The organism is Fibrobacter sp. UBA7003, assembly GCA_002449765.1.
In the GTDB taxonomy this organism is placed as follows: Bacteria; Fibrobacterota; Fibrobacteria; order Fibrobacterales; family Fibrobacteraceae; genus Fibrobacter.
Map to the genome: position 1 here is coordinate 194,383 of DJXN01000014.1, position 26,451 is coordinate 220,833.

The 26,451-nt window shown below is 55.4% G+C and carries 24 protein-coding genes; 13 read left to right on the forward strand and 11 right to left on the reverse strand.

Features of this window, described 5'->3' with window-relative positions; all coding sequences use genetic code 11:
• Positions 1–3: 3 nt before the first annotated feature.
• Both B2952_RS11655 and B2952_RS11660 read right to left on the reverse strand, forming a co-directional pair.
• The gene (locus tag B2952_RS11655; protein ID WP_290728418.1) at positions 4–1,665 is read right to left on the reverse strand and encodes a sialate O-acetylesterase; all 1,662 of its coding nucleotides are present in this window, start codon (positions 1,663–1,665) and stop codon (positions 4–6) included.
• A 184-nt stretch (positions 1,666–1,849) separates the two neighbouring features.
• Positions 1,850–2,869, reverse strand: a complete 1,020-nt coding sequence (locus B2952_RS11660; RefSeq protein WP_290728416.1) for a hypothetical protein — start codon at positions 2,867–2,869, stop codon at positions 1,850–1,852.
• Positions 2,870–2,962: 93 nt separating this feature from the next.
• Between B2952_RS11660 and hisE the strand changes: the two genes are divergently transcribed.
• From hisE to B2952_RS11715, 11 genes are all read left to right on the forward strand, one after another.
• Entirely contained in the window at positions 2,963–3,223 is a 261-nt protein-coding gene (gene hisE, locus B2952_RS11665; RefSeq protein ID WP_072812962.1) for a phosphoribosyl-ATP diphosphatase, read from the forward strand.
• On the forward strand, positions 3,220–4,059 hold the full coding sequence (hisG, locus tag B2952_RS11670; RefSeq protein ID WP_290726182.1) for an ATP phosphoribosyltransferase: 840 nt from the start codon (positions 3,220–3,222) through the stop codon (positions 4,057–4,059). The genes hisE and hisG overlap by 4 nt, the downstream gene beginning before the upstream one ends.
• A 3-nt stretch (positions 4,060–4,062) precedes the next feature.
• Entirely contained in the window at positions 4,063–5,298 is a 1,236-nt protein-coding gene (locus B2952_RS11675; protein WP_290728414.1) for an EAL and HDOD domain-containing protein, read from the forward strand.
• Positions 5,288–5,884, forward strand: a complete 597-nt coding sequence (gene recR, locus B2952_RS11680; RefSeq protein ID WP_173366323.1) for a recombination mediator RecR — start codon at positions 5,288–5,290, stop codon at positions 5,882–5,884. The genes B2952_RS11675 and recR overlap by 11 nt, the downstream gene beginning before the upstream one ends.
• Complete coding sequence (yihA, locus tag B2952_RS11685; protein ID WP_290728412.1) at positions 5,881–6,510, forward strand: ribosome biogenesis GTP-binding protein YihA/YsxC; 630 nt, start codon at positions 5,881–5,883, stop codon at positions 6,508–6,510. Before recR ends, yihA begins: the two co-directional genes overlap by 4 nt.
• On the forward strand, positions 6,497–7,366 hold the full coding sequence (locus B2952_RS11690) for an MlaE family ABC transporter permease (protein WP_290728410.1): 870 nt from the start codon (positions 6,497–6,499) through the stop codon (positions 7,364–7,366). Before yihA ends, B2952_RS11690 begins: the two co-directional genes overlap by 14 nt.
• A complete protein-coding gene (locus tag B2952_RS11695; protein ID WP_173382202.1) occupies positions 7,366–8,181 on the forward strand; it encodes an ABC transporter ATP-binding protein in 816 nt (271 codons plus the stop codon). Before B2952_RS11690 ends, B2952_RS11695 begins: the two co-directional genes overlap by 1 nt.
• A 99-nt stretch (positions 8,182–8,280) precedes the next feature.
• Entirely contained in the window at positions 8,281–9,288 is a 1,008-nt protein-coding gene (gene pyrC, locus B2952_RS11700; RefSeq protein ID WP_290734198.1) for a dihydroorotase, read from the forward strand.
• Between the two features lie 105 nt (positions 9,289–9,393).
• On the forward strand, positions 9,394–10,185 hold the full coding sequence (locus B2952_RS11705; protein WP_290781623.1) for a lysophospholipid acyltransferase family protein: 792 nt from the start codon (positions 9,394–9,396) through the stop codon (positions 10,183–10,185).
• Between the two features lies 1 nt (position 10,186).
• Complete coding sequence (locus B2952_RS11710; RefSeq protein WP_290734196.1) at positions 10,187–12,517, forward strand: ribonuclease R family protein; 2,331 nt, start codon at positions 10,187–10,189, stop codon at positions 12,515–12,517.
• A gap of 20 nt (positions 12,518–12,537) precedes the next feature.
• Positions 12,538–13,473 (forward strand): hypothetical protein, encoded by a 936-nt coding sequence (locus tag B2952_RS11715; protein WP_290726168.1) that lies wholly within the window; start codon positions 12,538–12,540, stop codon positions 13,471–13,473.
• A gap of 263 nt (positions 13,474–13,736) precedes the next feature.
• Here the strand turns inward: B2952_RS11715 and B2952_RS11720 are convergent, their stop codons facing one another.
• The 6 genes from B2952_RS11720 to B2952_RS11745 all read right to left on the reverse strand — a co-directional run bounded on the left by B2952_RS11720 (position 13,737) and on the right by B2952_RS11745 (position 18,240).
• Positions 13,737–14,249 (reverse strand): hypothetical protein, encoded by a 513-nt coding sequence (locus tag B2952_RS11720; RefSeq protein ID WP_290726166.1) that lies wholly within the window; start codon positions 14,247–14,249, stop codon positions 13,737–13,739.
• Between the two features lie 89 nt (positions 14,250–14,338).
• Positions 14,339–16,198: a YidC/Oxa1 family insertase periplasmic-domain containing protein gene (locus tag B2952_RS11725; protein WP_290734192.1), complete on the reverse strand. Its 1,860-nt coding sequence runs from the start codon at positions 16,196–16,198 to the stop codon at positions 14,339–14,341.
• Positions 16,195–16,443, reverse strand: coding sequence for a membrane protein insertion efficiency factor YidD (yidD, locus tag B2952_RS11730; RefSeq protein ID WP_290728393.1), 249 nt, complete (start codon positions 16,441–16,443; stop codon positions 16,195–16,197). Before yidD ends, B2952_RS11725 begins: the two co-directional genes overlap by 4 nt.
• Complete coding sequence (locus B2952_RS11735) at positions 16,430–16,801, reverse strand: ribonuclease P protein component (protein ID WP_290728391.1); 372 nt, start codon at positions 16,799–16,801, stop codon at positions 16,430–16,432. The genes yidD and B2952_RS11735 overlap by 14 nt, the downstream gene beginning before the upstream one ends.
• 14 nt (positions 16,802–16,815) lie before the next feature.
• Complete coding sequence (rpmH, locus tag B2952_RS11740) at positions 16,816–16,971, reverse strand: 50S ribosomal protein L34 (RefSeq protein ID WP_173366331.1); 156 nt, start codon at positions 16,969–16,971, stop codon at positions 16,816–16,818.
• 171 nt (positions 16,972–17,142) lie between these two features.
• Positions 17,143–18,240: a GGDEF domain-containing protein gene (locus B2952_RS11745; protein WP_290726160.1), complete on the reverse strand. Its 1,098-nt coding sequence runs from the start codon at positions 18,238–18,240 to the stop codon at positions 17,143–17,145.
• A 109-nt stretch (positions 18,241–18,349) separates the two neighbouring features.
• Here B2952_RS11745 and B2952_RS11750 point away from each other — a divergent pair, with 109 nt between their 5' ends.
• Together B2952_RS11750 and B2952_RS11755 are read left to right on the forward strand one after the other, a co-directional pair.
• On the forward strand, positions 18,350–18,886 hold the full coding sequence (locus B2952_RS11750) for a DivIVA domain-containing protein (protein ID WP_173382193.1): 537 nt from the start codon (positions 18,350–18,352) through the stop codon (positions 18,884–18,886).
• A gap of 16 nt (positions 18,887–18,902) precedes the next feature.
• Positions 18,903–19,127: a DUF167 domain-containing protein gene (locus B2952_RS11755; RefSeq protein ID WP_173382192.1), complete on the forward strand. Its 225-nt coding sequence runs from the start codon at positions 18,903–18,905 to the stop codon at positions 19,125–19,127.
• A 94-nt stretch (positions 19,128–19,221) separates the two neighbouring features.
• Here B2952_RS11755 and B2952_RS11760 read toward each other — a convergent pair whose 3' ends face one another.
• The 3 genes from B2952_RS11760 to B2952_RS11770 all read right to left on the reverse strand — a co-directional run bounded on the left by B2952_RS11760 (position 19,222) and on the right by B2952_RS11770 (position 26,326).
• Positions 19,222–21,336, reverse strand: coding sequence for a carbohydrate-binding protein (locus B2952_RS11760; RefSeq protein WP_290734190.1), 2,115 nt, complete (start codon positions 21,334–21,336; stop codon positions 19,222–19,224).
• 299 nt (positions 21,337–21,635) lie between these two features.
• A complete protein-coding gene (locus tag B2952_RS11765; RefSeq protein ID WP_290734187.1) occupies positions 21,636–23,864 on the reverse strand; it encodes a carbohydrate-binding protein in 2,229 nt (742 codons plus the stop codon).
• Positions 23,865–24,100: 236 nt separating this feature from the next.
• A complete protein-coding gene (locus B2952_RS11770) occupies positions 24,101–26,326 on the reverse strand; it encodes a carbohydrate-binding protein (protein ID WP_290734185.1) in 2,226 nt (741 codons plus the stop codon).
• Between the last annotated feature and the right edge of the window lie 125 nt (positions 26,327–26,451).

The window sequence follows — 26,451 nt, forward strand, 5'->3', positions numbered from 1 at the left end:
CCTTTATTCATACCGTACCACCTTTTGCATCTTCTGGTTTTTTGTTCCTGGATTGGAAACTACAAAATAAACACCCTTCGGGGCAATGTCGGACATCACATTATTCTTCATTTTTTCGACCGCCTCGCGCATATTACGAGCCTTTATGACAGAGATCACGCGCCCCTGCAGGTCCATTATCGCAAAACTGCTTTCGGCTTCGGTCATCAAGTTCAGGGGCAGCGCAAGACCGTCAGTACCAGCCGACACCGCCTTGAATTCCACGTAGTCGATATCAATCCAGTCGTTGGTTATTTCAATTTTCAGTTCGTGCTCGCCCGCCTTAAGCGAAGCCTTGCCACCACTTACAACTTCGAACGCATCAAAGCCTTTCCCGGTATTGGCCATCTCGGTACCGATAGGCTGGTCGTCCATATAAAGCGTCAAGCTACCGGTTCCGTTCTCACCCGCCACGTTGGCAGAAATCTCGTATTCACCATCGGCAGCCACGTTCACGGTGTACTTGAGCCACTCGCCCTTCTGGCAGTACCCCACGACAATGCCCATGTTCGGCTGGTAGATATCCACGTCGTCCTTGCGGAGCTTGCCGCCCTCGTTACCCTTGTTCAGGTCGTAATAGGCCTTATTCGCACCACCCTTGTTGTAGTTTTCGGCCTGCACCTTGCCCGGGATTTCGATCGGGTCGGTGTAGGGTCCATATTCTTCGGGCGGTTCGTCAGGAACCGTAGACTGGCTCGGGTCCACCAGGTTTACCGGCGGGGCATCCGGGTCAATCGTCTTGTCGATAAGCTTGAGCATCTCGGAGCAGTAGCGCCTGCCGAGCTCAATCACGCCCGCGCGCCCAAAGTGGTACGGGTCCTTGCCGTTACCCTGCAAACCTTTTGAGGATGCAAGCCCGAACTTCTTGAAGTTGTTCTTGAGTTGCGCAATTCCGCCATTCTTGCTTCCGCAGCAGTTGTTGCCTTCCTGGAGGAGTTCGCCGGCAACGAACGGAACCTCGTTCTCGTCGAGGTCGAGCGCGTCGATAATATCCTTGTAAGTCTTGTAGACGGTGCGGCGCCAGTTGTCGTCGGTGCCGTCGCTTTCGCCCTGGTGGAAAATGAAGCCCTTGATGACGCCCACTTCCTTAGCCTTCTTGGCGAGTTCCAGAATGCGTCCCGGAGGGTTGTTGTCGTAATCCTTGGGCCAACCCCAGCTCATAATGTCCTTGCCGTCGCCCTTGAAGTAGCTTTCGTACTGGTCCTTGTCGAAGGCACGAATGCTCACCGCACCGATAGCGACCGGGATAATGCCCACGGTTACGCCCGGCAGGGAATCCACCATCGCGCGGCCGAAGTAGTCCGCCGGGGAGAGGTTCTCGAAGGGGTGGAACATCGGGGGGATAGCCGTGTACCATTCGCCAGTCTTGATAGACTGATTCGTCTTGCCGCTACGCTGGCTCGCGTTTGCGTTATGCGAGGCGAGCATCAGGAACTTGTCCTTGTACTTGTCCTGGTCTTCGGAAGGAACGATATCGCCGTTACCCGCCATGTTGGACTGCCCGTAGGCAATATAAATATGGAAATTAGGGTTCGGGGCCGCATTGGCAAGCGTCGTAAGCATCAGGATTCCCCCCACCAGCCATAGCACGATGGTCAAAATCTCCGAAAACTTCTTCACATCCATAACACACTCCTTTGTCTTCCATAAAATTATTTTCCACAAACAGGAATATTCCTGCAAAACAACCCTTTTTCATGGACAAAAAGTCAATAAGAGTGTGTAAAAAAATGTACAAAACAGCCTTTTTTGTAAAAAAACGGGCACTTTTATCCAATTTTGCATTAAACGGCAGCAAAATTGCAAGGATTCACTTTAGTATCAGTACTGGCGTCTCTATCGGGAGTTTTCCCCGCTCCGCTTCTTCCAGCGGGGCCCTGATGCGGTCAAAGAACGCCTTGAGCGCCTGTGGGTTTGCACTTTCCCATATGCCGCTCGCACCGACGCCCGACAGGAGGTCATGCTTTTCGAAAGTTCCGTAGTCACTTCCGATTACATGCAGCCTAAACGTTTTTACGGAATCCTGGTAGAACGAGATCGTCGCCCTGGAGATGCACAGGCACCCACCGGAAAAGGATTCCCGCTTGGGCGTGCGTAACAGCGAAAGGAGTTCCTGCAACTGGCTGGAATCGAGTTCAACATTCCCATGTTTCTGCAATTCTTGGGCAACAACGTCAATTGTCTTTTTCTTATTCTTGCGCGTAACGTTCTTCGGTAAGGCAATTCCTGTAAAACTGACTATCGCGTGTTCTGAATCTTTCAGCAAATCGTAAAGGGGCTTCCCGACTGCCGTATCGCGGTCAAGAATCATTCCGTTCAGCGCAAAGTCAGGATCCTCCGACACATCGGCCGACCCTATGGGGCATGGCCGGAACTTCACGCCCTGGTTCCGCAAAAAGGCGTTTACCTTCCGCATCGTCACAGGCTTTTCGGGTTCCCACACGCCGATATCGTCACCGACACGCCCGATTTTGTCGGCAACACGCAGTTCCGCTACAGACAAAGTATCATGAAAGAGCTGTACACGCACACCCGTCGCGCATTCCGTATGGAAGGTATCGAGAAGCGTTTCCTTCGCATCGGCAAGGCGCAGCAACTGAACGAAGTTCTGGTAGGCACGACCGCTAATCACCTTGCCCTTCGCATGGTCACCAAGACCTACCGGCGTCACGAGCATCATGTTCGCGCTGTCGAGCACATCGAAAAGCGGCCTGGTCTCGTGCGATGTTCCTTCCCCGCCATCGCGGCAGCAGAACACCACAAAGGCAACTGCCACAGTCACGCAAGCCAAAACCGCAACACAGACAATTTTCTTCTTTCTCTTCTGCACATGCAAAATATAACTTGATTTTCGGCCCGTGCGGCCTTCGCAGCACTTCTAAAAAACTATCTTTTACTGAGTAAAAACATAAAGAGGTCTATCATGACGTTCGAAGAAATGTACGCACTGGCGTGCCAGCGCAAAAAGGAAATGCCCGAAGGCAAGGGAACCACGGAACTCTTCAAGAAGGGTCCGCACGCCATCGGCAAGAAGCTCGTGGAAGAAGCCGCCGAAAGCTGGCAGGCCGCCCGCTTCGAAAGCCGCGACGCGCAGTGTCTCGAACTTTCCCAGGTGCTCTACTACGTGGCCGTGATGATGGCCGAAAAGGGCTTAACTCTCGAAGAGGTGTACGCTAAACTATGATCAAGGTAGCTCTCCCGAACAAGGGCATGCTTTTCGAACCCACGCAGGAACTCCTGAAGGCCTGCGGCTACAAGGCATCCAAGCCCTACAAGACTCTGACTCAGCTCGACACGAAGAACGGCATCGAATTCTTCTTCCTCCGCCCCAGCGATATCCCGATGTACGTGGGTCGCGGCATCATCGACGCAGGCATCACCGGCATCGACTTCAACGCCGAAGCGAAGAGCCCCGCGGTGAAGGTTCTGGACCTCCCCTTCGGCGCTTCCAAGATGTGCGCCGCCGTCCCGAACGACAGCCCGGTGCAGAGCCTCGACGAACTGAAGGACAAGACCATCGCCACCAGTTTCCCGAACATCGTGGAAAGCTTCTACAAGAAGCCGATGGATTTCGTGGTGCTTGAAGGCGCCGTTGAAATTTCCGTGAGCCTCGGCGTGGCAGACGCGATTGTGGACGTGGTGGAAACCGGCACGACCCTCAAGCAGGCCGGGCTTCGCATCGTGGGCGACCCGCTGTTCCGCAGCAACGCCGCCCTGTTCTGCAACCCGCAGAAGACGGAACTCGAAGAAGTCAATACGCTCATCCGCCGCATCGAGGGCAAGCTCGTCGCCCAGTCGTACATGATGATCGAGTACGACTGCCCCGCAGAACTGCTCCAGAAAGCATGCGAACTCACGCCCGGGCTCGACGCCCCGACCGTGACCAAGCTGCACGGCCGCGAGTGGTACTCCGTGAAGGCGATGGTCCCGCAAGAAGAGGCGAACGCCATCATGGACAAGCTCTGGGACGCAGGCGCCCGCAGCATCCTCCTGTTCGGTATCAAGAGCGCGCGCATCTAGACCATGGAATCTCTCGCATACCTAGCACGCCAGCCCATCCTCGACCGCGATGGGAAAATATTCGCCTATGAGCTCCTGTTCCGCGATTCGCCCACGAGCGACACCGCAGTCATCGCAAGCGACGTCCTCGCGACCGCCCAGGTCCTCGAAAACGTGCTCAACAACATCGGGCTCCCGAAGCTCATCGGCGACCACAAGGCGTTCGTGAACTGCAGCCGGGAGATGCTGCTCGACAACCTGTTCGGGCTGTTGAACCCTCGCTGCTTTGTGCTCGAAGTTCTCGAAGACGTGGAAGTCGACGACGCCCTGGTAAAAGCCGTTGAGCGCTACAAGGCCCGCGGCTTCGAAATCGCGCTCGATGACTTCATCTACAACGAGCAGTTCCTTGCCCGCTGCCAGCCACTGTTCCCCTATGTCAACTACGTAAAGATGGACATCGTCGAGAACAGCGAGGATGCGCTAGCCGAAGCCGCCAGGTTCTTCAAGGCCAAAAACATCAAGGTCCTCGCCGAGAAGGTCGAGACCAAGGCTTGTTTCAAGAAGTGCCTCGCCGACGGATACGACTACTTCCAGGGGTTCTTCTTCGCAAAGCCCGAGCTCGTGACGGGCCGAAAGATCGACGCGACCTCCGCCGCGATTCTCCGCATACTGCTTTTGCTCCGCACGCATCCGACCCTCGACAAGCTCTGCGAATGTTTTTCCGAGAACGGCAACGTGGCCGCGAACCTGCTTCGCTTCGTGAACTCGGACGCCCAGTTCAGGAGCCACAGCATCGCGAACGTGCGCGACGCCATCATCTGGATCGGCATGAGGAACATTCAGGAATGGCTGATGCTCATGCTCTACGCGCGACCCGAGATGGGCATGACGCCTCAGAGTTCGCCCCTGTTCCAGAACGCGAGCCACCGCGCGAAGTTCCTGGAACTCCTCGCACGCGTGGTCCGCGGCACCGACGACGACCTGCCCGCAAAGGCCTTCATGGTCGGTCTCATCAGCCGCATGGATGCTCTCCTCGGCGCACCGCTCGAGTCCATCCTCACCGATTCGCCTGCCGACGAAGAAATGCGGATAGCGCTATTGCAGCGTTCCGGACGTCTCGGGGAACTCCTCCGACTAGCAGATGCCGTGGAACAGGACGACCAGGCCGCCATCGTCGCGCTCCTCAAGGAACTGAACATTTCCGCAGCACTCCTCAACCGTTGCGTCAATGACGCATACACGTGGGCCCATGAGCGTTGAACCGGAAAGCCTCGAGGCGCTCATCGCCGAATTCGCAGGCCTTCCCGGGATAGGCCAAAAGACGGCACGCCGTCTCGCCTATCACGTACTGACACGGCCCAAAAGCGACATCGAGCGCTTCGCGGGCAACCTCACGAACGCCATCGAGAAAGTCCATCCCTGTCCCAAGTGCCACGCCTTTACCGACGAGGAGCAATGTCCCATCTGCAGTGAACGGCAGGGCGCGAAGGCCATGTGCGTCGTGGAAAAGAGTTCCGACATCCTGCCCTTCGAACGCTCCGGCATCTTCAAGGGCCTCTACTTCGTGCTCGGGAATGTCATCTCCCCGCTCGACGGGATTGGCCCCGAGCAGCTGCACCTTTCGCAGCTGGTCCAGCGGATCAAGGACGAAGGCATCGAAGAGCTCGTCCTCGCGCTCGGGTCTAGCCCCGAAGCCGACAGCACCGCCCTCATGATAGACCGCATGCTTGCCGGATCAAGCGTCAAGCGAACCCGGCTTGCCCGTGGAATCCCAATGGGTTCCGACCTCGAATTCGTCGACGAAATCACCATGCTCCGAGCCTTCGAAGGGAGGGTAAGCCTGTGAACCCGGTAAAGTTCGGCGATTTCACCGTCACGTCCGCGGAATTCGTGAAGGCGGCGGTAAACCTCAAGGGCCTCCCCGAAGAAAGACTCCCGATGGTAGCCTTCCTCGGACGCTCCAATGTGGGCAAGTCATCGCTCATGAACGCCCTCATGGGGCAAAAAAAGCTGGTCAAGGTCAGTTCTACCCCCGGAAAGACCCGCGAAATCAATTTCTTCAAAGTCAACAACCAGTTTTTTCTTGTAGATTTACCTGGTGTAGGCTTTGCCAAGGTGAGCAACGCGAAGCGCGACCAGATGTCCGAATTTATCCGCGAGTACGTGGAAAAGTGCAAGGACCTGCGCGGGCTTGTGTACCTGGTGGACATACGCCACGGAGGCTCCCCCACCGACATCGATACGGTGGAGAGCATCCGTAACACGGGCTGCCCGGTGCTGGTAATCGCCAGCAAGCGGGACAAGGTGAACCAGTCGGAACTGGCGAAAGGGCTGAGGCAGATTCAGGAACGTCTCTCCCTACCCGAAAAGCCCCTGTGCGTAAGTGCCGTCAAGGGCCACGGGATTGCAACGCTCTGGCAAGACATACTGAGTGCGATAAACGGGACGAACATAGTAGATGGAAACAAATAAGGACGAACAGCTAACCGTCATCGGCAAGATGTTCCACTCGCTGGGACTCTTCCTGCTGCGCAAGACTGCGGGGCAGCAGGTTGCCTTGTTCATCCGTGCGTTCATGTCCCTCTTTTCCAGGAGCCGCAGCTTCAAGACCGACTCGAAGAACATCATCCTGCAGACCTTCTTCACCGGTGTCGAAATATTCCCCATCCTGTTTGTCGTCGCAACCCTTTTTGGAACCGTCGTCATTGTCGAAGTCATTACCATGATGGGCAAGGTCGGATTCTCGGACGTGGTCGGCGGCCTCATGGTCGTCGTCATCATTCGTGAACTCGGGCCTATCCTCACGGCATTCCTGATTGCAGGCCGTAGCGGTTCGTCGCTCACTACCTACATCGGCGGCATGGTCATCAACTCCGAGGTCGACGCACTCGCATCCATGGGCGTAGACCCCATCCGTTATCTTGTAATGCCGGGACTCATCGGCGGCGCCGTTGCAACCTTCATCATGACCATAGTCTTCAGCGCAAGCGCTATCTGTGCCGGATTCCTGATGACGAAGATTGCCATCGCCATCACAGGCAACGCCATCAACCTGCAGCTCACATGGGACTACCTGTCGACCGAAATCCTCAACGCCATGACATTCATGGATTTCATCTTCATCGTCATCAAGCCGCTCGTTTTCGGAAGTATCATTACCACCAACGCCTGCTACCAGGCAATGAACATTCCCCGTGACATCCGCCAGGTGCCCAAAGCCACCGGCAAGTCCGTCATCAAGTCGTTCTTCTACATTGTCTGCGCCGACGTATTCCTTTCCCTGTTCTATTTCATCGACTATTTCAACGAGATTTCGAAGATAATCTGATGTTTGACGAGGCCCTCAGAATTGACAACCTGCACCTGTCCTACCGGGGACTGATCGGGACGGCTTTTTCCAAGCCAAGGGCGCTCGGCTTTTTCGAATCCGGCATCCAGCCCGGCGAAGAGGAACTGATTTCTGGTGCAAACCTCGTCCTCAAGAAAGGCGAAACGTTGTGCATCGGCGGCGGCTCCGGACAGGGCAAAAGCGCGCTTCTCCGCGTCATCGCAGGACTTGCCCGCCCGAACCTTGGGAAACTCTACTATTTCGGGGAATACATCCCGCCCGAGAGACTTACGGCCCTCGAAGTGGCAAAACGCCAGGTCGGGTTCGTATTCCAGAACGGCGCCCTCATTTCGAACCTCCGCGTCCGAGACAACATCGCCCTTCCGTTACGTTATCACAAAGTCGGCACCCCGACGGAAATCGAAGACAAGATTAACATGGCCATGGACCTCATGCGCGTCCGCGACTGCGCCGGCATGTTCCCGCACCAGTTGAGCGTCGGCATGCAGAAGCGTGTCGCAATCGCCCGCAGCTGGGCCATGGGCCCGCAGCTCTTGCTCATGGACGAACCGACTGCAGGCCTCGACAACTACAACCGCCGAAACCTGCTGCCGTTGATCGACAACATGCGAACCCTGTTCAAGACGTCCATCATCATTGTCACCCACGACTTGATGGTAGCAAAGGAACTAGGCTGCAAGATAACCTTCCTTGCCCAAAAGACATTGACCGAGCCCCATTCCTTCGACACGTGGCTTCACGGGGACACCGAAATTACAAAAGAACTCTTCCGCGACCTTCGCGCAAGCGGGTAAAGCCGCTACGCGGCAATGTGGAGTGTGGAATGCCAAATGAATAATTAGCCTTCACACATTACACACTACACATTACACATTTTACAAAAGGATTTCAAAATGTTTCTCCCCCTTCCCGACGATTTTCACGCGCACCTGCGCCAGGGCGAACTCATGCCCGGATACGTGCGCGACCTCGTGCAGCAATTCGGACGCGCCATCATCATGCCGAACACCGTTCCCGCGATGACAAGCGCGAAGGCGATAAGCGATTACAAGAAGCAAATTCTCGAAGCCGCGAAGGACGTGCGCCCCGACTTTGAACCGCTCATGACTTTCAAACTGAACCCGAACTACACGGAACAGGACTTGAAGGACATGATGGCGGTGGGCGTTATCGCGGGGAAGTACTACCCCGCAGGCGTCACCACGAACAGTGCCGATGGCATCAGCGACTTCGAAGCGGTTTTCCCGGTAGTTGCGATGATGGAAAAGCTCGGGCTCGTGCTGTGCGTACACGGCGAAGAACCGGGCGAATTCTGCCTGGACCGCGAACCTGCGTTTATCAAGCGCGTCGAGACGCTTGCGGCAAAGTTCCCGAAGTTGAAAATCGTCTTTGAGCACCTGAGTTCCGCAAAGTCGGTCGAAACCGTCAAGAAGCTCCCCGCAAATGTGGCGGCGACATTCACGGTTCACCACCTGATGATGACTCTCGACGACGTCGTCGGAGACGCGCTCAGGCCGCACCACTTCTGCAAGCCGCTTCCGAAGCGACCAGAAGACCGTGCCGCCATCCGCGAGGCAGCCTTCAGCGGCAACCCGAAGTTTTTCCTCGGCACGGACTCCGCCCCGCACCAGCAGGGCAAAAAGGAATGCCCTTGCGGTGCGGCGGGCGTCTACAGCGCACCTGTCGCCGTCCCGCTCCTGGTACAGGAATTCGAACGCGCAGGCCACCTCGACAAACTCGCCAATTTCATCGGCGGCTTCGGCGCCGATTTCTACGGAATCCCGCGGACCACAAAGCAGATTGAAGTCGTGAAAGAATCGTGGACCGTTCCTGAAGTAGTCAACGGAGTCGTCCCCCTCGCCGCCGGCCAGACGCTCGACTGGAAAATAAAGTCGCACTAACAGAATCGACCGAGTTTGGAGACAGCCCTTTTAGGGGCTGTCTTTTTGCTTATATCGCATTAAATTTTGAATTTAATGTTTCGCTCGCCTTAAAAAATATACATTATGGAAGGATTTACCAACCTACAGGTTTTTATGGGATTCGTTCGCGCTATTCTTTACTACCTCACCATATTCACCGGGATGATCATTCTCGGAACGCCCTATATCATCTACAAGAGTATCTGCGGACGCAAATCCGAAATCACGAACGTCTGCAGTTTCTATTTCAAGAATGTCATCTTCAAGTTGTTCGGAATCAAGATTGTCGTTGAAGGCAAGGAGAACATTCCCAAGGAAAGGGGATTCATCATCGTCGCGAACCACGCGAGTTTTCTCGATATCAACGTCATCTGGCCCGCACTCGGCAACACCGCCTTCATCGCGAAAGCCGCCCTCTGGAAAGCCCCGGTATTCGGCTGGGTACTCAACAGCATCGGCTGCATTCCCGTGCACAAGAACCCGCGCATGAATGCCGGCATGGGCAAACTCGTCCGGAAGCGCCTCGATGACAAGTACAACATCGCCGTGTTCCCCGAAGGCCACCGCAGCGAGGACGGCCGCATGTTCAAGTTCCAGAACGGCATCTTCCGTATGGCCAAGGACAACAAGCTTCCCCTGCTGCCCATAACGCTCATCGGCACCAACGAATGCCTCCCGAAGGTGAAGTGGACCATGAATCCAGGCGTAGTCCGCATTGTCGTCCACCCGCTCCAGACACCCGAAAGTTTCGAGAACACACCCATGAACGACTTGCGAGACGAGATGCACGACCTAATCGAATCCGCATTGCCGTACAAGCAGCAAGAAATTGCCCAAAAGAATTTAGACGCCGATACCGGCGCAAAGGAGGCCTAAAATGGCACAGCATTTACCTAGTGAAGATCAGATTATTGCCATTCTGCGCGACGAACCGATGGTCGGTAGCCGCCTGCGCAGCGCACTCGGGCTGCCCAAAAAGCAGAAGATGGCTTTCAAGCAGCTGCTCGCCGACATGGTGGACCGAGGCCTCTTGAAGCGCACCAGCCACAAGGAATACCAGCTGGGAGACGGGGAAACCGTCGAGGAAAAGCGCGAGAAGCGCGTGAAGAAGATTGCGGAACAGTACCCCGAAGACAACCGCCGCCTGGGCGCACGTAGCCGCCGCCAGACGGGCAAGGAAAACGAGACCCGCGTGAAGCGCGGCATTCTGCACCAGACGGGCGAAGAAGAATGGGAAGTGCACGAACTCGAGACCGGCAAGGTATACGAGATGTGCCACCGCAGGCAGGCCCCGGGCAAGGAAGGCGAGACCATCAGCTTTACGCTGTACCCGCACCCGAAACTCAAGCACAGCTACTTGGCAAAGGTCGACCGCAGCGCCGAAGCGATGAATATCAGCTGGGACGAAGTCAAGACAAAGTTCATGGAAGACGCGAACTTGCCCAAAGACTTCAGCCCCGCCATCAAGAAATATGTGGACAGCGTCAAGGAACCGTGCGGCAAGGACTTCAAGGGCCGCGTGGATTACAGGCAGCTCACGATTCTCTGTATCGACCCCGATGGCGCCATGGACCACGACGACGCCATTAGCGTGGAACGCACCGCAAAGGGCTACAGGCTGGGCGTGCACATTGCCGACGTGAGCTACTACGTACCCGAAGGGAGCGAACTCGACGAAGAGGCTTTGGAAAGGAGCTACACGCAGTACCTGCCGTGGACCGCCGTGCCGATGCTCCCGGACAAGCTTTCGAGCAATATTTGTAGCTTGCACCAGGGCGTGGACCGCTGCGCATTCACCTGCATGATGGAACTCGACAAGCACGCGAACGTGCTCAGCTGGGATTTCCACCGCAGTATCGTGAAGATTACCAAGTCCATCACCTACGAGCAGGCAATGGAAATGATGAAGAACGGCGACGACGATATCAAGGCGCTCGCCGAGGTGACCGCACTCTTGAAGCAGAACCGCACCAAGGATGGCCTGCTGGAATTCCAGAGCACCGAATTCGGCTGCAAGTTCAACGAAAAGGGTGAACCGGAAAAGATTTACCCGCGCGTAACCGACGAATCAAATTCGTGGGTGGAAGAATGCATGCTCATCGCGAACAACTGCTGCGCCAAGGAACTCAAGAAGCGCAAGCTCCAGGGCATTTACCGTATCCATGAAGCGCCGGATACCAAGGACATCATGGAACTGTATTACATGTACCCGGATCTGTTCAAGGATTCTCCGGTGATGTTGCGCGACCTGGGCAAACCCCGCAGCGGCGACACGAACCTGAACCCGACGGCATTCAAGCTGTACGAACACTTGGTGAAGCGCGCCGCGGGCGACGAGACTTTGACCAACCGCATTCTACGCAGCATGCAGAAGGCACATTACGACAGCAACAGCTTCGGACACTTCGCGCTGAATTGGCAGGATTACGCCCACTTTACGAGCCCGATTCGCCGTTACGCCGACTTGTGGTGTCACCGTGAACTCGCGCGCAAGGGCAAGGAAATTACCGCCGAGCGCAAGAATAGCGTGATTGAAGTCTGCGACTTGATTTCGGCAAACGAAGTCAAGAACCAGAAGACCGAACGCATAGCCATCAAGGTGTGCAGCTGCTGGATTTTGAAGAGCCACATTGGCGACGACTTCGAGGCAACCGTCACGGGCATCGAAGAATGGGGAATCTACGTTTCTATCGCAGACCCGATTGCCGAAGGCCTGGTGCGTTTCCGCGACATTGCCGGCGATGACTTCTACGTATTCAACCCGGATCAGGGTCTTGCTTTTGGCAAGAAGAGCGGGCGTACGTTCCGGCGCGGCGACAAGGTGCTGGTGCGCCTTTTGCGGGTAGACCCGCTGCGCGGTCAGGCGGACTTCAGCATTATCGAAAAACTCTCTAGCGAACCGAAGAAGCGCCGCCGTCAGGGTGAATCTCGCGACGTTCATGAACGCGCGGACCGCGCCGCCGCGGCGGAAGCCCTCGGCTACGTGAGCCAGCCCGACGATGACCGCGACTTCGATGACGACGCCCCGGAATATATCTCGGCACGCGGACACCGCAACCGTGGTGGACGCGGAGCCCGAAACCGCGACGACGACAACTTCCATGTCGCAAGCAAACCGCGCAAGACCAAGGGCGCCAAAGGTCCCAAGGCTTTCGGCGAAAAGCTCGCAGGCAAGCGCGGAGGCAGGGGCAGAAGCGGCAGAAGATAACCGCAGATGCAAGGAGTAGGATGTCTAGCTACAAGAAAATCGCGCTCTATGCAAGCTACCAGACCGGGAAAGACCTTCCCGGCTACGTCCGCTTTGCACTTTCGCATCTCGCGAGAACCGATTTCCATGTCGTGCTTCTGACAAACGAGCGTGAATTCTCGCAGGAATCGCTCGAATTTATCGCCGACAACGATATCGAGCTGTTCCTCACGCAAAATCACGGGTTCGATTTCGGTATGTGGCACCGCTATCTCAAGCTCAAGGTGAACAGCCCGGTAGCCAACGGCACGCAGAGCGCCATGGGCAGCCTTGACCGTCTCCTCGTGCTGAACGATTCCATCGTCTACTTCCAGGACAACTTCGAGAAATTCTTCGCCGAAGCGGAAAGAAGTAACGCCGATGTAGTCTCGCTCACCCGGAGTGATGAGTTCTGTCCGCACCTGCAATCATTCTTCCTTTATCTGAAACAACCCGCCCTCGGCGCATTCTTCATGCACCTGTTCGAAACTCCCGAGCAGGAAAGTTTCGAAGCGACAGTCCGCCACATGGAAGTGGGATTGAGCGAAAAGTTTATCGAAGCAGAAGTCCGCATGGAAGCCCTCTTCCCGACGGATCGCAATCCGATATTTGCATACGGGGAACTGCTCGAACAGGGCTTCATCAAGCGCAAGCTCCTGCAGCGCCGTTTCAGTTTCGACGAGAAAAAGCACTTTATCCGCATGGGCGCCAAGGACGCGCTCAACACCGACTACGCATCGCTCGTCAAGCAGGCCGGACTCGCGCCGGACTTCAAGGAAGAGTGGCTGCCCGCACCGGTGGATTCCAGCGTAAAGCACAAGGCCGACCTCGTATGGGAAGGCGCTTTCGACAAGTTCGGGTGGCCGCTGCTGCGCACGGCCATCAAGGCCAAGTACAAGCTGCTCGGCAGGCCGCTCGAAGGCGACGAGTACAAGTAGCCCGTCACTTTACTTTAAACAAAGTGGTTACCTGGATGGAATCTTTCTCCTCCTGTTTCCCCTCATATCGAGTATATTCCAGAGTCCAGGTAACCGTAGTATCTAATTCTAGCGTGTTATTGCTTTCAATCAGGCAATAATTGAACCTTGGGGCACCACTTCACTGGCCAAAATATAATTTGTTTCGGATAAAATAAAACAGGCAATTTTCGCCTTGCAGGAATCGTGTATACAAAGTCACAGGATTTTGCGCGACTTTATTTTTAATAAGCCAGCTGTACTCCAATAGACGGGGAGACGGGAACTTCCGAGGGCCAACTGAGCGGAGAAAGAACCTTTATGTTAATTCCGACATGGCGGTTGATATCGTAGTTGATACCAGCGGCAGCATGCACCAGTTGCCCGGTCTTGTAGTTATCGGCAATGTTAATCGTCAAACCGACAATCCCATGCCAATGGGTTCCGCCCAAGTAAAAGAGTACCGGAATTCGAATAAAGGAAGCAACGAAGGCGTCGTACTGAAGGCTACCCTGCACGTAGAACGTCCTGGGTTCGTTCATGTAGTAGCGCACGCCTGCACCGAAAATCACGGCACCGATTTCACCGAAGGCCCGGAACCTCGAGCCCAATTCCGTTTTTTCTGTCGGAGCTAGCGCCTGTGTCTGATTTTCCACTGCCGCCGTTTCGGTTGCAGCATTTTCCACAACATCGGCAGAAGATTCTTCCGCAATCTCATCGCAAAGGGCGAAGCCCGCACACAAAAAAATTATGGACATGATTTTCTTCATGTCCGTAAATTAGATTATTCACTATCGGATGTCAATGAAGGCGCCGAAAACAGTGCGCCGGCCGGCGCACAGTTCATTTATTTCTTCCTGACGATTTCGGCGTCTTTCACGTCCTTGCCTTTTAGCTTGTCAGAAACGGTGGCAGGGGCGTCCATCTTCTTGTGGATAACCTTGTACTGGATAATGCTCCAGATATTGCCGACAATCCAGTAGAGCACGAGACCCGAAGGCATCACGGCACTGAACAGGAACATCATCGCAGGCATCATCCACACCATCATCTTCTGCTGTGCAGGATCCATGCCGGCACTGGAGCTCATCGTCACCTTTGTCTGGAAATAGGTCGTCGCGACCATGATCCACGGAAGAATTGCAAGGCCGGACGGCATGATGAACGGGATAGAGAATCCGCTCCACACCACATCGCTACGGCTGAGGTCGCTAATCCAGAGGAAGGCGGGCATGCCACGCAGTTCCATGGCACGGCCGAGCACAAAGAAGAGGCCCATGAAAATCGGCATCTGGATGAGCATCGGGAGGCAACCGCCCGTGCAGCTCGAAAGCGGATTCACGCCGTTCTTCGCATAGAGTTCCATAATCGCAGCCTGCTTCTTCTGCGGATCGGTCCTGTACTTCACGTTTATTTCGTCCAGCTGCGGCTTGAGCGAAGCCATACCGCGGGTAGACTTGATCTGCTTTACCATAAACGGAGTCGTAAGGCCGCGCACCACGAACGTAATGAGGATAATCGCCACGCCGTAGTTCGGGATAAGGCCATAGAAGAACTTGAGGAGTTTCAGGAGCCACTTGCAAATCCACACGAACCAGACGCTGGAACCGGGGAACCACTTGGAACCCGTCACGATTACCTTCTCGTAGCCCTGACCGAGCGATTCGACTTCGTCCCACTGGAGCGGGAGCACCATGAAACTGTAGGCCACGGAATCTGCGCCGCGGGTCTCGTCCGCGATAGTGAGCCTGTAGGTCCCCGGATCCGTATTCGCTTCGGTCGGGACCTCGACATGCTTCGCGTTCACCTTGGCAGGGACAGGCTTGTCGAACTGGACCGACATGGCGACATACTTGCGGCGCATGCCCACCCAGTAGTAGTTCGCATCGTCGAACGTCATCGCATCGGAGAACGTTTCTCGTTCGGTCATCTCGTTATCCCTGTAGATGACTTCGCTGAAGAAGTAGCTTGCACCGCCAAGGCTCTTGCCCTTCGGAATAGCCTCAGTTTCCCTCATGCCGCCCTTCCAGGAAAGTTCGTAGGCGGCAGGCTTGAACCCGACAAAGCGATTCACCTGGCGCACGGCGGCCCCATCCTTCGTAAAGCCGTAGCTGCGGATAACCTTGTTGCCGTTCGCATCCGTGAACGTGAACTGCACGCTCGTATCGGAATCCACCACGATCCATTCGGGAGCATCCACCGCAAAGAGGGCGTCGGTCAGGTCGGCGGCTCCGAGTTTCAGGTCGAGGGCGCCGAGCGCCGTATCCTGGATGAGTTCGGGATAGTTGCCGGCGGTATCCTTCAGCGCCTTCACGATGACGCTCTGCACCTTGCCGCCCTTGTTGGAAAGCGTCATGATGAACTTGTCCGTCTCGACGGTCACGGTACGCGGAGCAACCGCGGGTACCACCGGAGCGGCGCTGTCGGCTGCTGCGGTCACAGAGTCGGACGCCACAGCGTCAGAAGCCTTGGCGGAATCGTCTTGAACGGCGCCGAGTACGGGAGGAGCCTTCTCCTCCGGTGCGGTCGCAGGGAGAACCAGTTCGGAGGCGCCATTCTGGGCGCTTTCGACCTGGGCGGCAGCCGCTTTCGCCTGGGCTTCGGCCTTCGCCTTGGCCTGTGCCTCGGCATTTGCGGAATTCATAGTCATCCACCAAATGACAATCACCGCCATGAGGATGGAGCCAATAATCGTATTCTTGTTCATCTCTTTTCCTTTCTAGGCGGCACCGGGTCGTAGCCGCCCTTGCAGAAGGGGTTGCATCTCAAAACTCTAAAAACCGCAAGATAGAAACCTTTGAAGGGGCCGTGAATGCGGATCGCCTCGATTGCATACTGCGAACATGTCGGCCGGAACCGGCACACCCCGTGGAAGAAATACGGGTGGATCAACTGGTAGAGGCGGATCGGCGCGATGAGCACCTGCGAAAACGCCCAGCTAACCTTCTCCATAACCTTCCGCATTCCCTGCCGCACCCCATTCCATTTTGCGGAATATCTTGGCCGCAGATTCCCGAAGCCTCTCGGCAGTCATCGTTTCGGAACTATCGTTCACGATGACCATCGCCCACACGGGCTTTTCTATCGCGGGAATCATCCCGAAGAAGAGAGGACGCAGGATCCTGCGGCAACGGTTGCGGTAAACCGCATTCCCGTTCTTCTTTTTGGCCAAAAAGCAAAAACGACAAGAACCGTCCGGGCTTTCAATCCACCGCATCGACAAAGACGGAGAGCGGACGAATTTTCCCTGGACGGCTACTTGCCGGTAGGCTGGCTGATTCGGCAGCCGGTAAGAACGCAGTGCGGCCACGAGGCCACCCCGACTTACTTCTTGTAGATGGAATCGCTGACAGTCAGACGCTTGCGGCCCTTGGCACGACGACGGCTCAGGACGGCGCGACCCCAACGGTCTTCCATGCGGGCCATAAAGCCCTGCTTGTTGGCACGCTTACGATTGTGAGGCTGGAAAGTTCTTTTCATGATAAAACCTTTTTAAAATGCAAAATTTTGAGTTCCAAAAATAGCAAAAAATCTGCACAAATCAAGGGCGGGAAGCCGCTTTGGCTCCTTTTTTAACGGCCAGGGAGGATAACTCCCTAGACTTCCCCAACTAATCAACATTTTATTAACATTGTCGAAAAACGGGCCGGCCTAGCCGACCATGCTTCGAACCTGGTTCCTGCCCCGGGACTTGATACTATCAAGCAGGTCGTCCACCTTTTTCAGGAGCCTCTCGTGGTCGAATTCGTTGTCATCACGACAGGAGACGACCCCACCGCTAATAGTCACGTTCAGGAGGGGAAATTCCTTCCACATGAGAGCGCACACCCTCTCGCGGAACTGGTCCGCCTTCATGAAGGCATCCACATCGGAATCCGAGGACAGCACATAGAGGAAAGTATCCTCCCCATAGCGCGCCGCGCATTCGCCCTCCCCCTCGTCGGCCGTGGATTGCAGGAGAACGGAGATGTCGCAGACCACCTTGTCGCCGAAGACATGACCATAGGCCTCGTTGATACCCCTGAAACCGTCAACGCAGAACATAAACAGGTAGAAACGGCTCCTATTGTGCCAGACGATATTCTCAAAATACTGGATAACGTAACGGCGGTTGTAGAGCCCCGACAAGGGATCGCGCTTGGAAAGGTAATCGAGTTTTTTTACCAGCGATTCCGTCTTGGCCCTCTCCTTGGTAAAGGCGTTCACGACAAAGGTCCCGATGCAGAAGATGGCAAAGGAGACGATGACGTACGAAAGCACCACGTCAACAGCGTAGATGGACGTCGGCACCACATTCAGGAACTTCCGGATAAGGTCCACGTCCATGAGCGAAACAACCATTACGCCCGCGATCCAGAGCATGACTATCCAGAAGGCAATCCACTTGTGCCGCGCTTTCACCGGCGCCACGGCGTCTACAAGCATGACGGCGCAACAATACATGGGCATGCCGCTCCAGATTCCCCCGCAAAAGAAGAATATGGCCGGGACAAGCAGCAGTCCCACCACATAGAACATCGCCATGTAACCGACATCGTAGCGGCGGCTCCTCACGGAAACAAGGCCTATACCCAGCAGCAAGAGCCCCGAAACGACGCAAGCGAGGGCTCCCCAGACACTCTGGCCCTCAAGATACGTAACCGCAGCGGAGGCGACCGTTACGACGATTTCGACCAGGAACACGATCCAAAAGAGGCGCTTTTCGACCGAGTCCTGGGCCTTCCAAAAATCACGAAAAAAAGCAAACATATCTATAACCTTGTCTCCATAATATAAACCGAAAAAAAAGCACCAAAAAATTTTTCTCCTTTTATTATATTTTAAGTTGGAATTAAACAGAATATCCGGGAAGGCATCCATGGAACTCACTCCGCTAGACATCCGCAACCAGACTTTCCACAAGAAATCCCTCGGGGGAATCGACGCCGAGGAGGTAAAAGCTTTCTTGGAAACGGCCGCAAACGCCTTCGAACAACTTTCCAGGAACCGGACGGACCTTACCGAACGGCTGAAAATCGCCGAAGAACGCGTAAACTACTACCGTCAAATCGAGAAGACCATCCAGGACGCCGTCATCACCATGCAGCGCACCGTCGACGAGGTGAAGGCCACTGCCGAAAAAGAAGCCGAACTGATTGTTGCAGAAGCGAAGGCCAGGGCCGTCCGCGAAGTCGAGACCACCAAGAAACAGGCCGAAGACCTCCGCGCCGAAATCGAACAGCTGAAGCAGCTCCGCAGCAACTACTTTATACGTTGCCGCGCCCTCATCCGCGGCCAGGAAGAACTCCTCTCCGCCATGGAAAACGACCAGTCCGACCTCCGGAGCGCCCCCCAGCGTGAACAGCCCAAGCCGGCCAGCGCGCCCCTCGGTCCCGTAGGCAACGTCCTCGCCTAGCCTCCCCGTTCAACACATGCGAGTCAACATCAAGGTCCACGCAAAGAGCAAGCGCGAAAGCGTGACTCCGCAACCCGACGGCACCCTCAAGGTCGAAGTCAAGGCGCCACCCGTCGAGGGCGCCGCGAACGAGGCCATCTGCGAACTGCTCGCCTCCTATTACAAAGTCCACAAGCGCGACGTGAAAGTCGTCATCGGGTCGACCAACAACAAGAAAGTCGTCGAGATTTCCGGGCTATAGATTCCGAAAAGGCCTTTGCCCCGCAAATCCAGGTCACAAAAAAATCCCTCAGGAACACATTCCCGAGGGACTTGATTTTATCTAAGGAAAACTTTTACTTCGTCAAGGTGAACCTGAACGTCTTGCCGCCACGGACAGGCCTTGCAATGAACATGCCGCCATTACGGACAAGTTCCGCCGTCTTCGCCTTGACATCGGATGCGCTTCTAGCTTCGACCTTTCCAAGGAACATGCCGTTCACATCGTAAATGCCGTAAGCGACCGGAGCGTTATCCGCGGCAAACTTCGCGCCCGCAATCGGCGTAGTATCGCCACCGATCGGCTCGGGGTCATCCGCGTCCTTGCCCTTCACGAAGGTGAAGTAGTCCACGTCCATCCAGTCACCGACCACCGTAAAGCGGAGGATATGTTCACCCGCAGGGAGCGTCACGTTCTTCTGCACCTTGTTGTAGTCGTCGTAGTTCTCTTCACCATCGTTTTTGGGGACAGAGATATCGCCCGTGAGCTCGTTGCCATCGAGGGTCATGTTGAAACCGGAAGTCGCATTGGCAGATGCCACAGCGGCAAAGAAGGTATAGTCGCCCGCTTCCTTCACGTTCACCGTGTATTCGAGCCATTCGCCAGCCTGGTTGTACCCCACGATGTAGCCGGTCGCCTTCTTGTAGATATCGACACCCGTGCCTTCGCGGTAGTTGGTCTCGCCGTGATCATCGGAGTCATTTTCGTTATAGGTCTTGTTTTCCTTGCCGGTACCCGGGATGTCGAAGTTTTCGGCCTCGATCTTGCCCGGCAAATCAATCGCCTTGCCGCCGAACGGTTCACGAGGTACGGGGTCAGCAGGAGTGCCCACGCCCACGAGCGTCACGATGCAGTCCTTGAATTCCGAGCTACCCGCATCCATGGTGATAGTCACGGAGCCGTTCTTCACTTCGACTTCACCTTCATACTTGGCATTCTTCGCCTGGCTCGTGGTGTACACGTGGAATGTTTCCACATCGGCACCCTTCACGTTCACCGTTACGGTCTTGGAATTCTTGTAATCGCGGTTCACGAGCACCACAATCACGGAGTCGCCTTCTGAACTCTTGTAGGCACTGGCAAACAGATTCGATTCGGGCTTGTCAGTCGCTCCCACGCGGATTGCACCCGGACGGATAAAGCGTGCGAACTGGCTCATCACGTAACCGCGCTTCGAGACCTTACCGATTTCGTTCTGCGAAACCTGGAGCTTGTTGCCGAAGTCCTTTTCCATGATCAGGCCGTAGCAACGGCGGATGTACCACCAGGTGTACTGATTGAAGTTGCCTACAACCATCGCGCGGTGAATTTCGTAAGCCACGTCCATGGCGTTCACGGTATCGCGCTTGTTCTGGTTCGCCTGGTCACCCGTATTCGTAATCGTACGCCAGTAGTTGCCGCTGCCCTGGCTTTCGGTGTAGTGTTCTGTCATCCAGCGTTCCACGCCTTTCTGGTCAGCCAAAGAATACTGGAAGAAATTGTCCCCGGTGTTTCTGTCGCTTGCATAGAAGTGCGCACCGAGAATGTCCCAGTTCTTGAGGGCAGAAGCATCGTTCAAGACTTTGTTGTAAAGGTTCTTGTCGTAGCGGAAAGATTCCGTCGAAATCACCTTGGTGCCGTTCTTGCGCATCTGATCGGCGTAGCCCTTGGTAAAGTTGTAAATTTCGTCAGCGCTCCAGCAAGCCCATTCGCCGCACCAGTCCGGTTCGTTGCTGATGGAGATTGCGTACAAAGGAACTCCCTGATTCTTCATGTAGGCCGTAAAGCTATTCAGGTGATCCACGTACTTCTGGTAGTTCGAGGAAGCCATATGCTGGTTTGCCCCCGCATACGGGGAAGTCCACGGAGTTGCATACAAGATAAAGTCATCGCCAGCGTATTTCTTGGCGTACTTCGCAGCCTGCACTTCCTTATTGAAGTCGTTGGAGCTTGCATATACGGGAATGCGCAGCGTATTGAGGCCAATCTGGCCATCGCCCGTACCGAAAGCAAGTTTGGCATCGGCTTCGGAGAGTCCGCCTCCGCCCTGCCATTGGTTATGGACCATGCCGCCGAAGCCGCGAATGACCTGATGCTCTTCATCCAGGTTCACATTCACGGTCGACGCCATGGCCATCGGTGTCAGGATTCCACAACCAAAAACCCAAGCGGCTGTCCTGACAAGACCTGCAAAAGTCGCAACTTTTTTCATTTTAACACCTTTTTACACCAAAAATGACAACATTGCCATCCCTACGCTATAAATTTATCCACAAAAAGCAACTTTTCCCCATGCCGGACAAATTTTTCCATTTACGTTTTGGCAATAAAAAATAGGGAGGGTTTCGCACGGCTCACCCTCCCTAAGACCCTCCCGACACTCGACACAAGTGTCTTCGTGGGCACCTTCGGTGCGTGAAAAGAGCCCCGGAGCGGGGCTCCGGGGCACTTCATGACGCTCTTGAGAAGCATCAATCTGGATGTGTGGTGTTTAGGGACTCTTTTATGGTATTACTTTGCCGTATTCACCATGAATTTCTTGTTGCCGGTCAGGGAACGGAGCATGTACACGCCCTGGTTGAAGCCAGCCGCACGAAGGGCCTCGCCTGCAGTCGCACCGTCCAGGCGGATCTTACCGACCATGGCGCCCTTCAGGTCGAACACACGGTAGGTTTCGTACGGTACTGCCTTGAACGCGACGGCTTTCCCAATGGCATCCGTGCCAATCGGTTCCGTATCCGGTGCATCCTTGCCTTCGAGGATATTGAAGTAGTCGATATCGAACCAGGAACCGACAACCGTAAGCCTCAGGACATGTTCGCCCGCGGGGAGCTTGATGTTCGCCTTGACCTTGTTGTAATCGTCGTAGTTTTCCTCGCCTTCGCTAGCCGCAGGCACGGAAATCTCTTCGGTAATGTCCGTTCCATCGAGGGAGAACTTGAAGCTGGAGGTGTTACCGGCGGCAGCAACTGCGGCATAGAGCGTGTAGTCGCCTTCCTTCGCCACGTTGATGGTGTATTCAAGCCATTCGCCTTCAGTATTGTAGCCCACGATGACACCCGTCGCCTTCTTATAGAGGTCAACGCCGGTGCCTTCGCGGAGGTCGCTGTCGCCGTGGTTCTCGGAATCGGATTCGTTGTAGGAATCGACATCGCCACCGCGACCCGTGCCCGGTTCATCGAAGTTTTCGGCCTCGATCTTGCCCGGAACAGCCCAGGCCTTGCCACCGAACGGCTTCTGCGGTTCCGGCGGAGTCGTACCGCTGCCTTCAAAGCCCCAGGCCTTGATAGCCATGGTAGAATCCCTGCTGCCCTTGAACACGAGGAACACCTGTTCCACGATTCCCTTGAGGCCAGTGACTTCGCAGGAATTCTCGGCAAAGGTATTCTTGTTACCGGTATTCTTGAGCGTGCAAGTGCCAGCGAGCGTACCCGTCGCAGAACCCGTGTGGATTTCAACCTTGTCGCCATCAGCCGTGCTTGCGGCCTGCACCACGAAGCCCGTCGCGGCAGTACCGAAGTCAACGCCACTCACGCGGATCCAGGATTCCTTCGTGGAAAGCGGGAGCAACAGGTGTTCGGCAACCTTGCCCGGAGTCCAGTTGGAACGGCTGCGAATGCCCTTCTGCTTGGAACTCGTGAGTGCCGGGTACCAATCGTACGGGTCAAAGTTCTCGATCTGTTTCGGGCCTTCCTTCGTGAAGGTCAGTTCCTTCATGGTGCCGTCGTTGTTGTAGAAGAACTCATCCACGCTCACGCTACGGTGGTATGCGGGTACCGGATTCGCCTGGCCGTCATCGGCAGGAATCTTTTCCAGGCCATCGTAACCGTTCGCAATGCGGCGGTCATGGTAGGCAACGTACCAGTGGCCCTTGAATTCGGCAATGCCATGGTGGTTGTTGTTGTTCGCGTTGATGTTCTGCCCGTTAATGCTCGGGTTACCCATGAAGATGCCCTTGTATTCGTAGGGGCCCATCGGGTTGTTGGACATGCCGTAAGCAATACGCAGGTCGGCAGTGCTGTAAGACAGGTAATACTTGCCCTTGTACTTGTGGATGTACGAGGCTTCCATCGCCTTCGGGCCACCGATCTTCAGGTGAGTCTTGGAACTCACATCGAAGCCCTTCATGTCCTTGTTGAGCTTGTAGATGTTGAAAATGTCGTTGTTGTTGTTATTTGCCGGGCGGCTATCGCTGCTGCCGCCACCAAACGTGAAGTAGCCCGTACCGTCGTCATCGAAGAAGATTGCCGGGTCAAAGCACCAGCCGATGCCGTCGCAGTCCGAAATACCGCCACCCCAGTTGTTGATGAGCTTCTTGTTGCCCGAAACAGGGTTCGTCCAGGGGCCGGCAATGCTGTCGGCGCCGATGAGGCCAATGCCGCCACCACCGCCATCGGGGAACACGATGTAAAGCCTGTGATCGTTGGGGTTCACTGCAATGCCGGATGCCCAGATATCGCCGATACCGTCAACCTTGCGGGCATCGTAGATAATGCCGAAGTCGGTCCAGTTCTTCATGTCCTTGGTGCGGAAACCGTAGAGGGCCTTGATGTTGTAGCCGTTGGCATTGGCTGCCGCCGGGTCGTCGGAGTCGGTAATGACGTAGAAGTAGGTGTCATCGGCAGCGGCACCCGGGTCGGCGAGGTAATGGTAGCTGGAAATCGGGTTGTCCGCGAGTGCGGATGCAGCCAGGCCGCATACGGCAGCGAGGCCAAATTTTCCCATGAAAGACATCTTCATTTTACACATCCCTATGTTAAAACGGCAAAATTGCCCTTTCTTGACTATAATCTACCTCCGAAAATGGCGATTTTCCCACCCACGAGCCGACTTCTCATTGACTATTTATCAATAGCGACTAGGGAGGGGAGCGCAAAAAAAGCGCCCCGGGACTAATCCCGAGGAGCTTTATGACGCCGTAAAGGCGCCGGTCTGGATGTGTGGTGTTTAGGGACTCTTTTAGGCCGTGTACGGACTTATTCCGCAACCCTGGCCATAAACTTCTTTTCGCCGCGCAGGGAGCGGAGCATGTACATACCCTTGCTGAATCCGGCCGCACGGAGCGCATCGCCCACATGCGCACCATCGAGATTCACCGTACCCACCTGCTTGCCCTTCAGGTCGAACACGCGGTAGGTGTAAGACCCGAACGAGTTGAACTGGGCGACAGTCTTGATCGCGGTAGTGCCTTCGAGCGGGTCGGAATCTTCGGCATCCTTGCCCGCGACGAAGTTGATGTAGTCGATATCCATCCAGTCGCCTGTAACGGTGAAGCGGAGGATATGTTCGCCCGCGGGGAGCTTCACGTTGGCAGAAACCTTGTTGTAGTCGTCATAGTTCTCTTCGCCGGAACTTGCCTGCGGGACGGCAATCGCATCGGTGATGTTCTCGCCATCGATGGAGAGCTGGAAACCGGAAGTGCTATTGGCGGACGCGACGGCGGCAAACATGGTGTAGTCACCCGCTTCCTTCACGTTCACGGTGTATTCGAGCCATTCGCCGGCCTGGTTGTAACCCACGATTACGCCGGTAGCCTTCTTGTACAGGTCGACCCCGGTACCTTCACGCAAGTCGCTATCACCATGGTTCTCGGAATCGTTCTCGTTGTAGGAATCGACACCCGCGCCGCGGCCCGTACCCGGTTCGTCAAAGTTTTCCATCTCGATCTTGCCGGGGATAGCCCAGGCCTTGCCGCCAAACGGCTTCTGCGGTTCCGGAGGCGTGGTGCCACTGCCCTCGAAGCCCCAAGCCTTCACGTACATGGTAGAATCCTGGTTGCCCTTGAACACGAGGAACAGCTGGTTCACGATGCCCTTGAGGCCATCGACTTCGCACTTGTTTTCGGCATAGGTATTCTTGTTGCCGGTATTCTTGAGCGTGCAGGTACCTGCGAGCGTACCCGTCGCAGAACCCGTGCGGATTTCAATCTTGTTGCCGTCAGCAGCACTCGAAGCCTCGACAGTAAAGCCCGTTGCCGCAGTACCGAAGTCCACGCCACTCACGCGGATCCAGGATTCCTTGCTGGAAAGCGGAATCAGCACGTGTTCGGCCTTCTTGCCCTGCACAAAGTTAGAACGGCTGCGGATGCCCTTCTGCTTGGAACTCGTGAGCGCCGGATACCAGTCGTACGGGTCGAAGTTCTCGATCTGCTTCGGGCCTTCGTCCGTCACCTTCACCGTCTGAATCGTACCGTCGTTGTTGTAGAACATTTCGTCTACAGAGACGCTACGGTGGTAACCTTCGTTCGGCTTCGGCTGACCGTCATCGGCCGGAATAATTTCAAGTCCGTTATGGCCCTTGGCAATACGGCGGTCATGATAGACAACGTAAGAATGGCCCTTGAATTCGGCAATACCGTGGTGGTTGTTGTTGCCGTTGATGCTGCGGCCGTTCATACTCGGGTCGCCGAGAATGGTTCCCTTCCAGGTGTACGGTCCCATTACGTTATTCGACATACCGTAGTCGATGGTAGGCGCACCCTGCTGCCAGCCGGTACTGTAAGAGAAGTAGTAATTGCCCTTGTGCTTGTGGATGTAGGACGCTTCGAGCATCTTACGGGTCGGGAGGTTGTTCACCTTCACGTGGCTGCCGTTACCCACCGGAGCATCCTTCGCATCGTTCAGCTTGACAATATCAAAGTTGTCGGTATTCGGGCGGCTGTTGCTTTCGCCACCGCCCCATGTGACGTAGGTCGTACCGTCGTCATCGATAAAGATACCCGGGTCGAAACACCACGAGACACCGTCACAGCCGATAATGCCACGGCCACCGACCAACTTGTCCTTGCCCTGGCCCACGGCATTTGTCCACGGGCCGTCGATTGCAGGCGCCTTGATGTAGCCGATACCGCCGCCACCGCCATCGGGGAACACGATGTAGAACGTGCCGTTATGCACCGCAATACCGGATGCCCAAATATCGTTAATGCCGTTCACCTTGCGGGCATCGTAAATAATGCCGTAGTCAGTCCAGTTCTGCATATCCTTGCTGCGGAATGCATAGAGGGCGTAAATCTTGTAACCATTGGAATTGTACGGAGCCGGGTCATCGGAGTCCGTGATGATGTAGAAATATTCGTCGTCGGCAGCGGCACCGGGGTCGGCCAGATAATGGTAGGTAGAAATCGGGTTATCGGCAAGTGCAGAACCAAAGAGACCGCACGCAAGAGCCAAACCAAGCTTTCCCTTGGAAATCTTCTTCATATTAACATCCCATATTCAACCGCGACACCGCAGTCTAACCATTATAAAATTTACCATCCCCACGTGCATTTTTAACAACCATTCAAACAAAAACCATTGACGTTTTGTCCACGGGCACCTTCGGT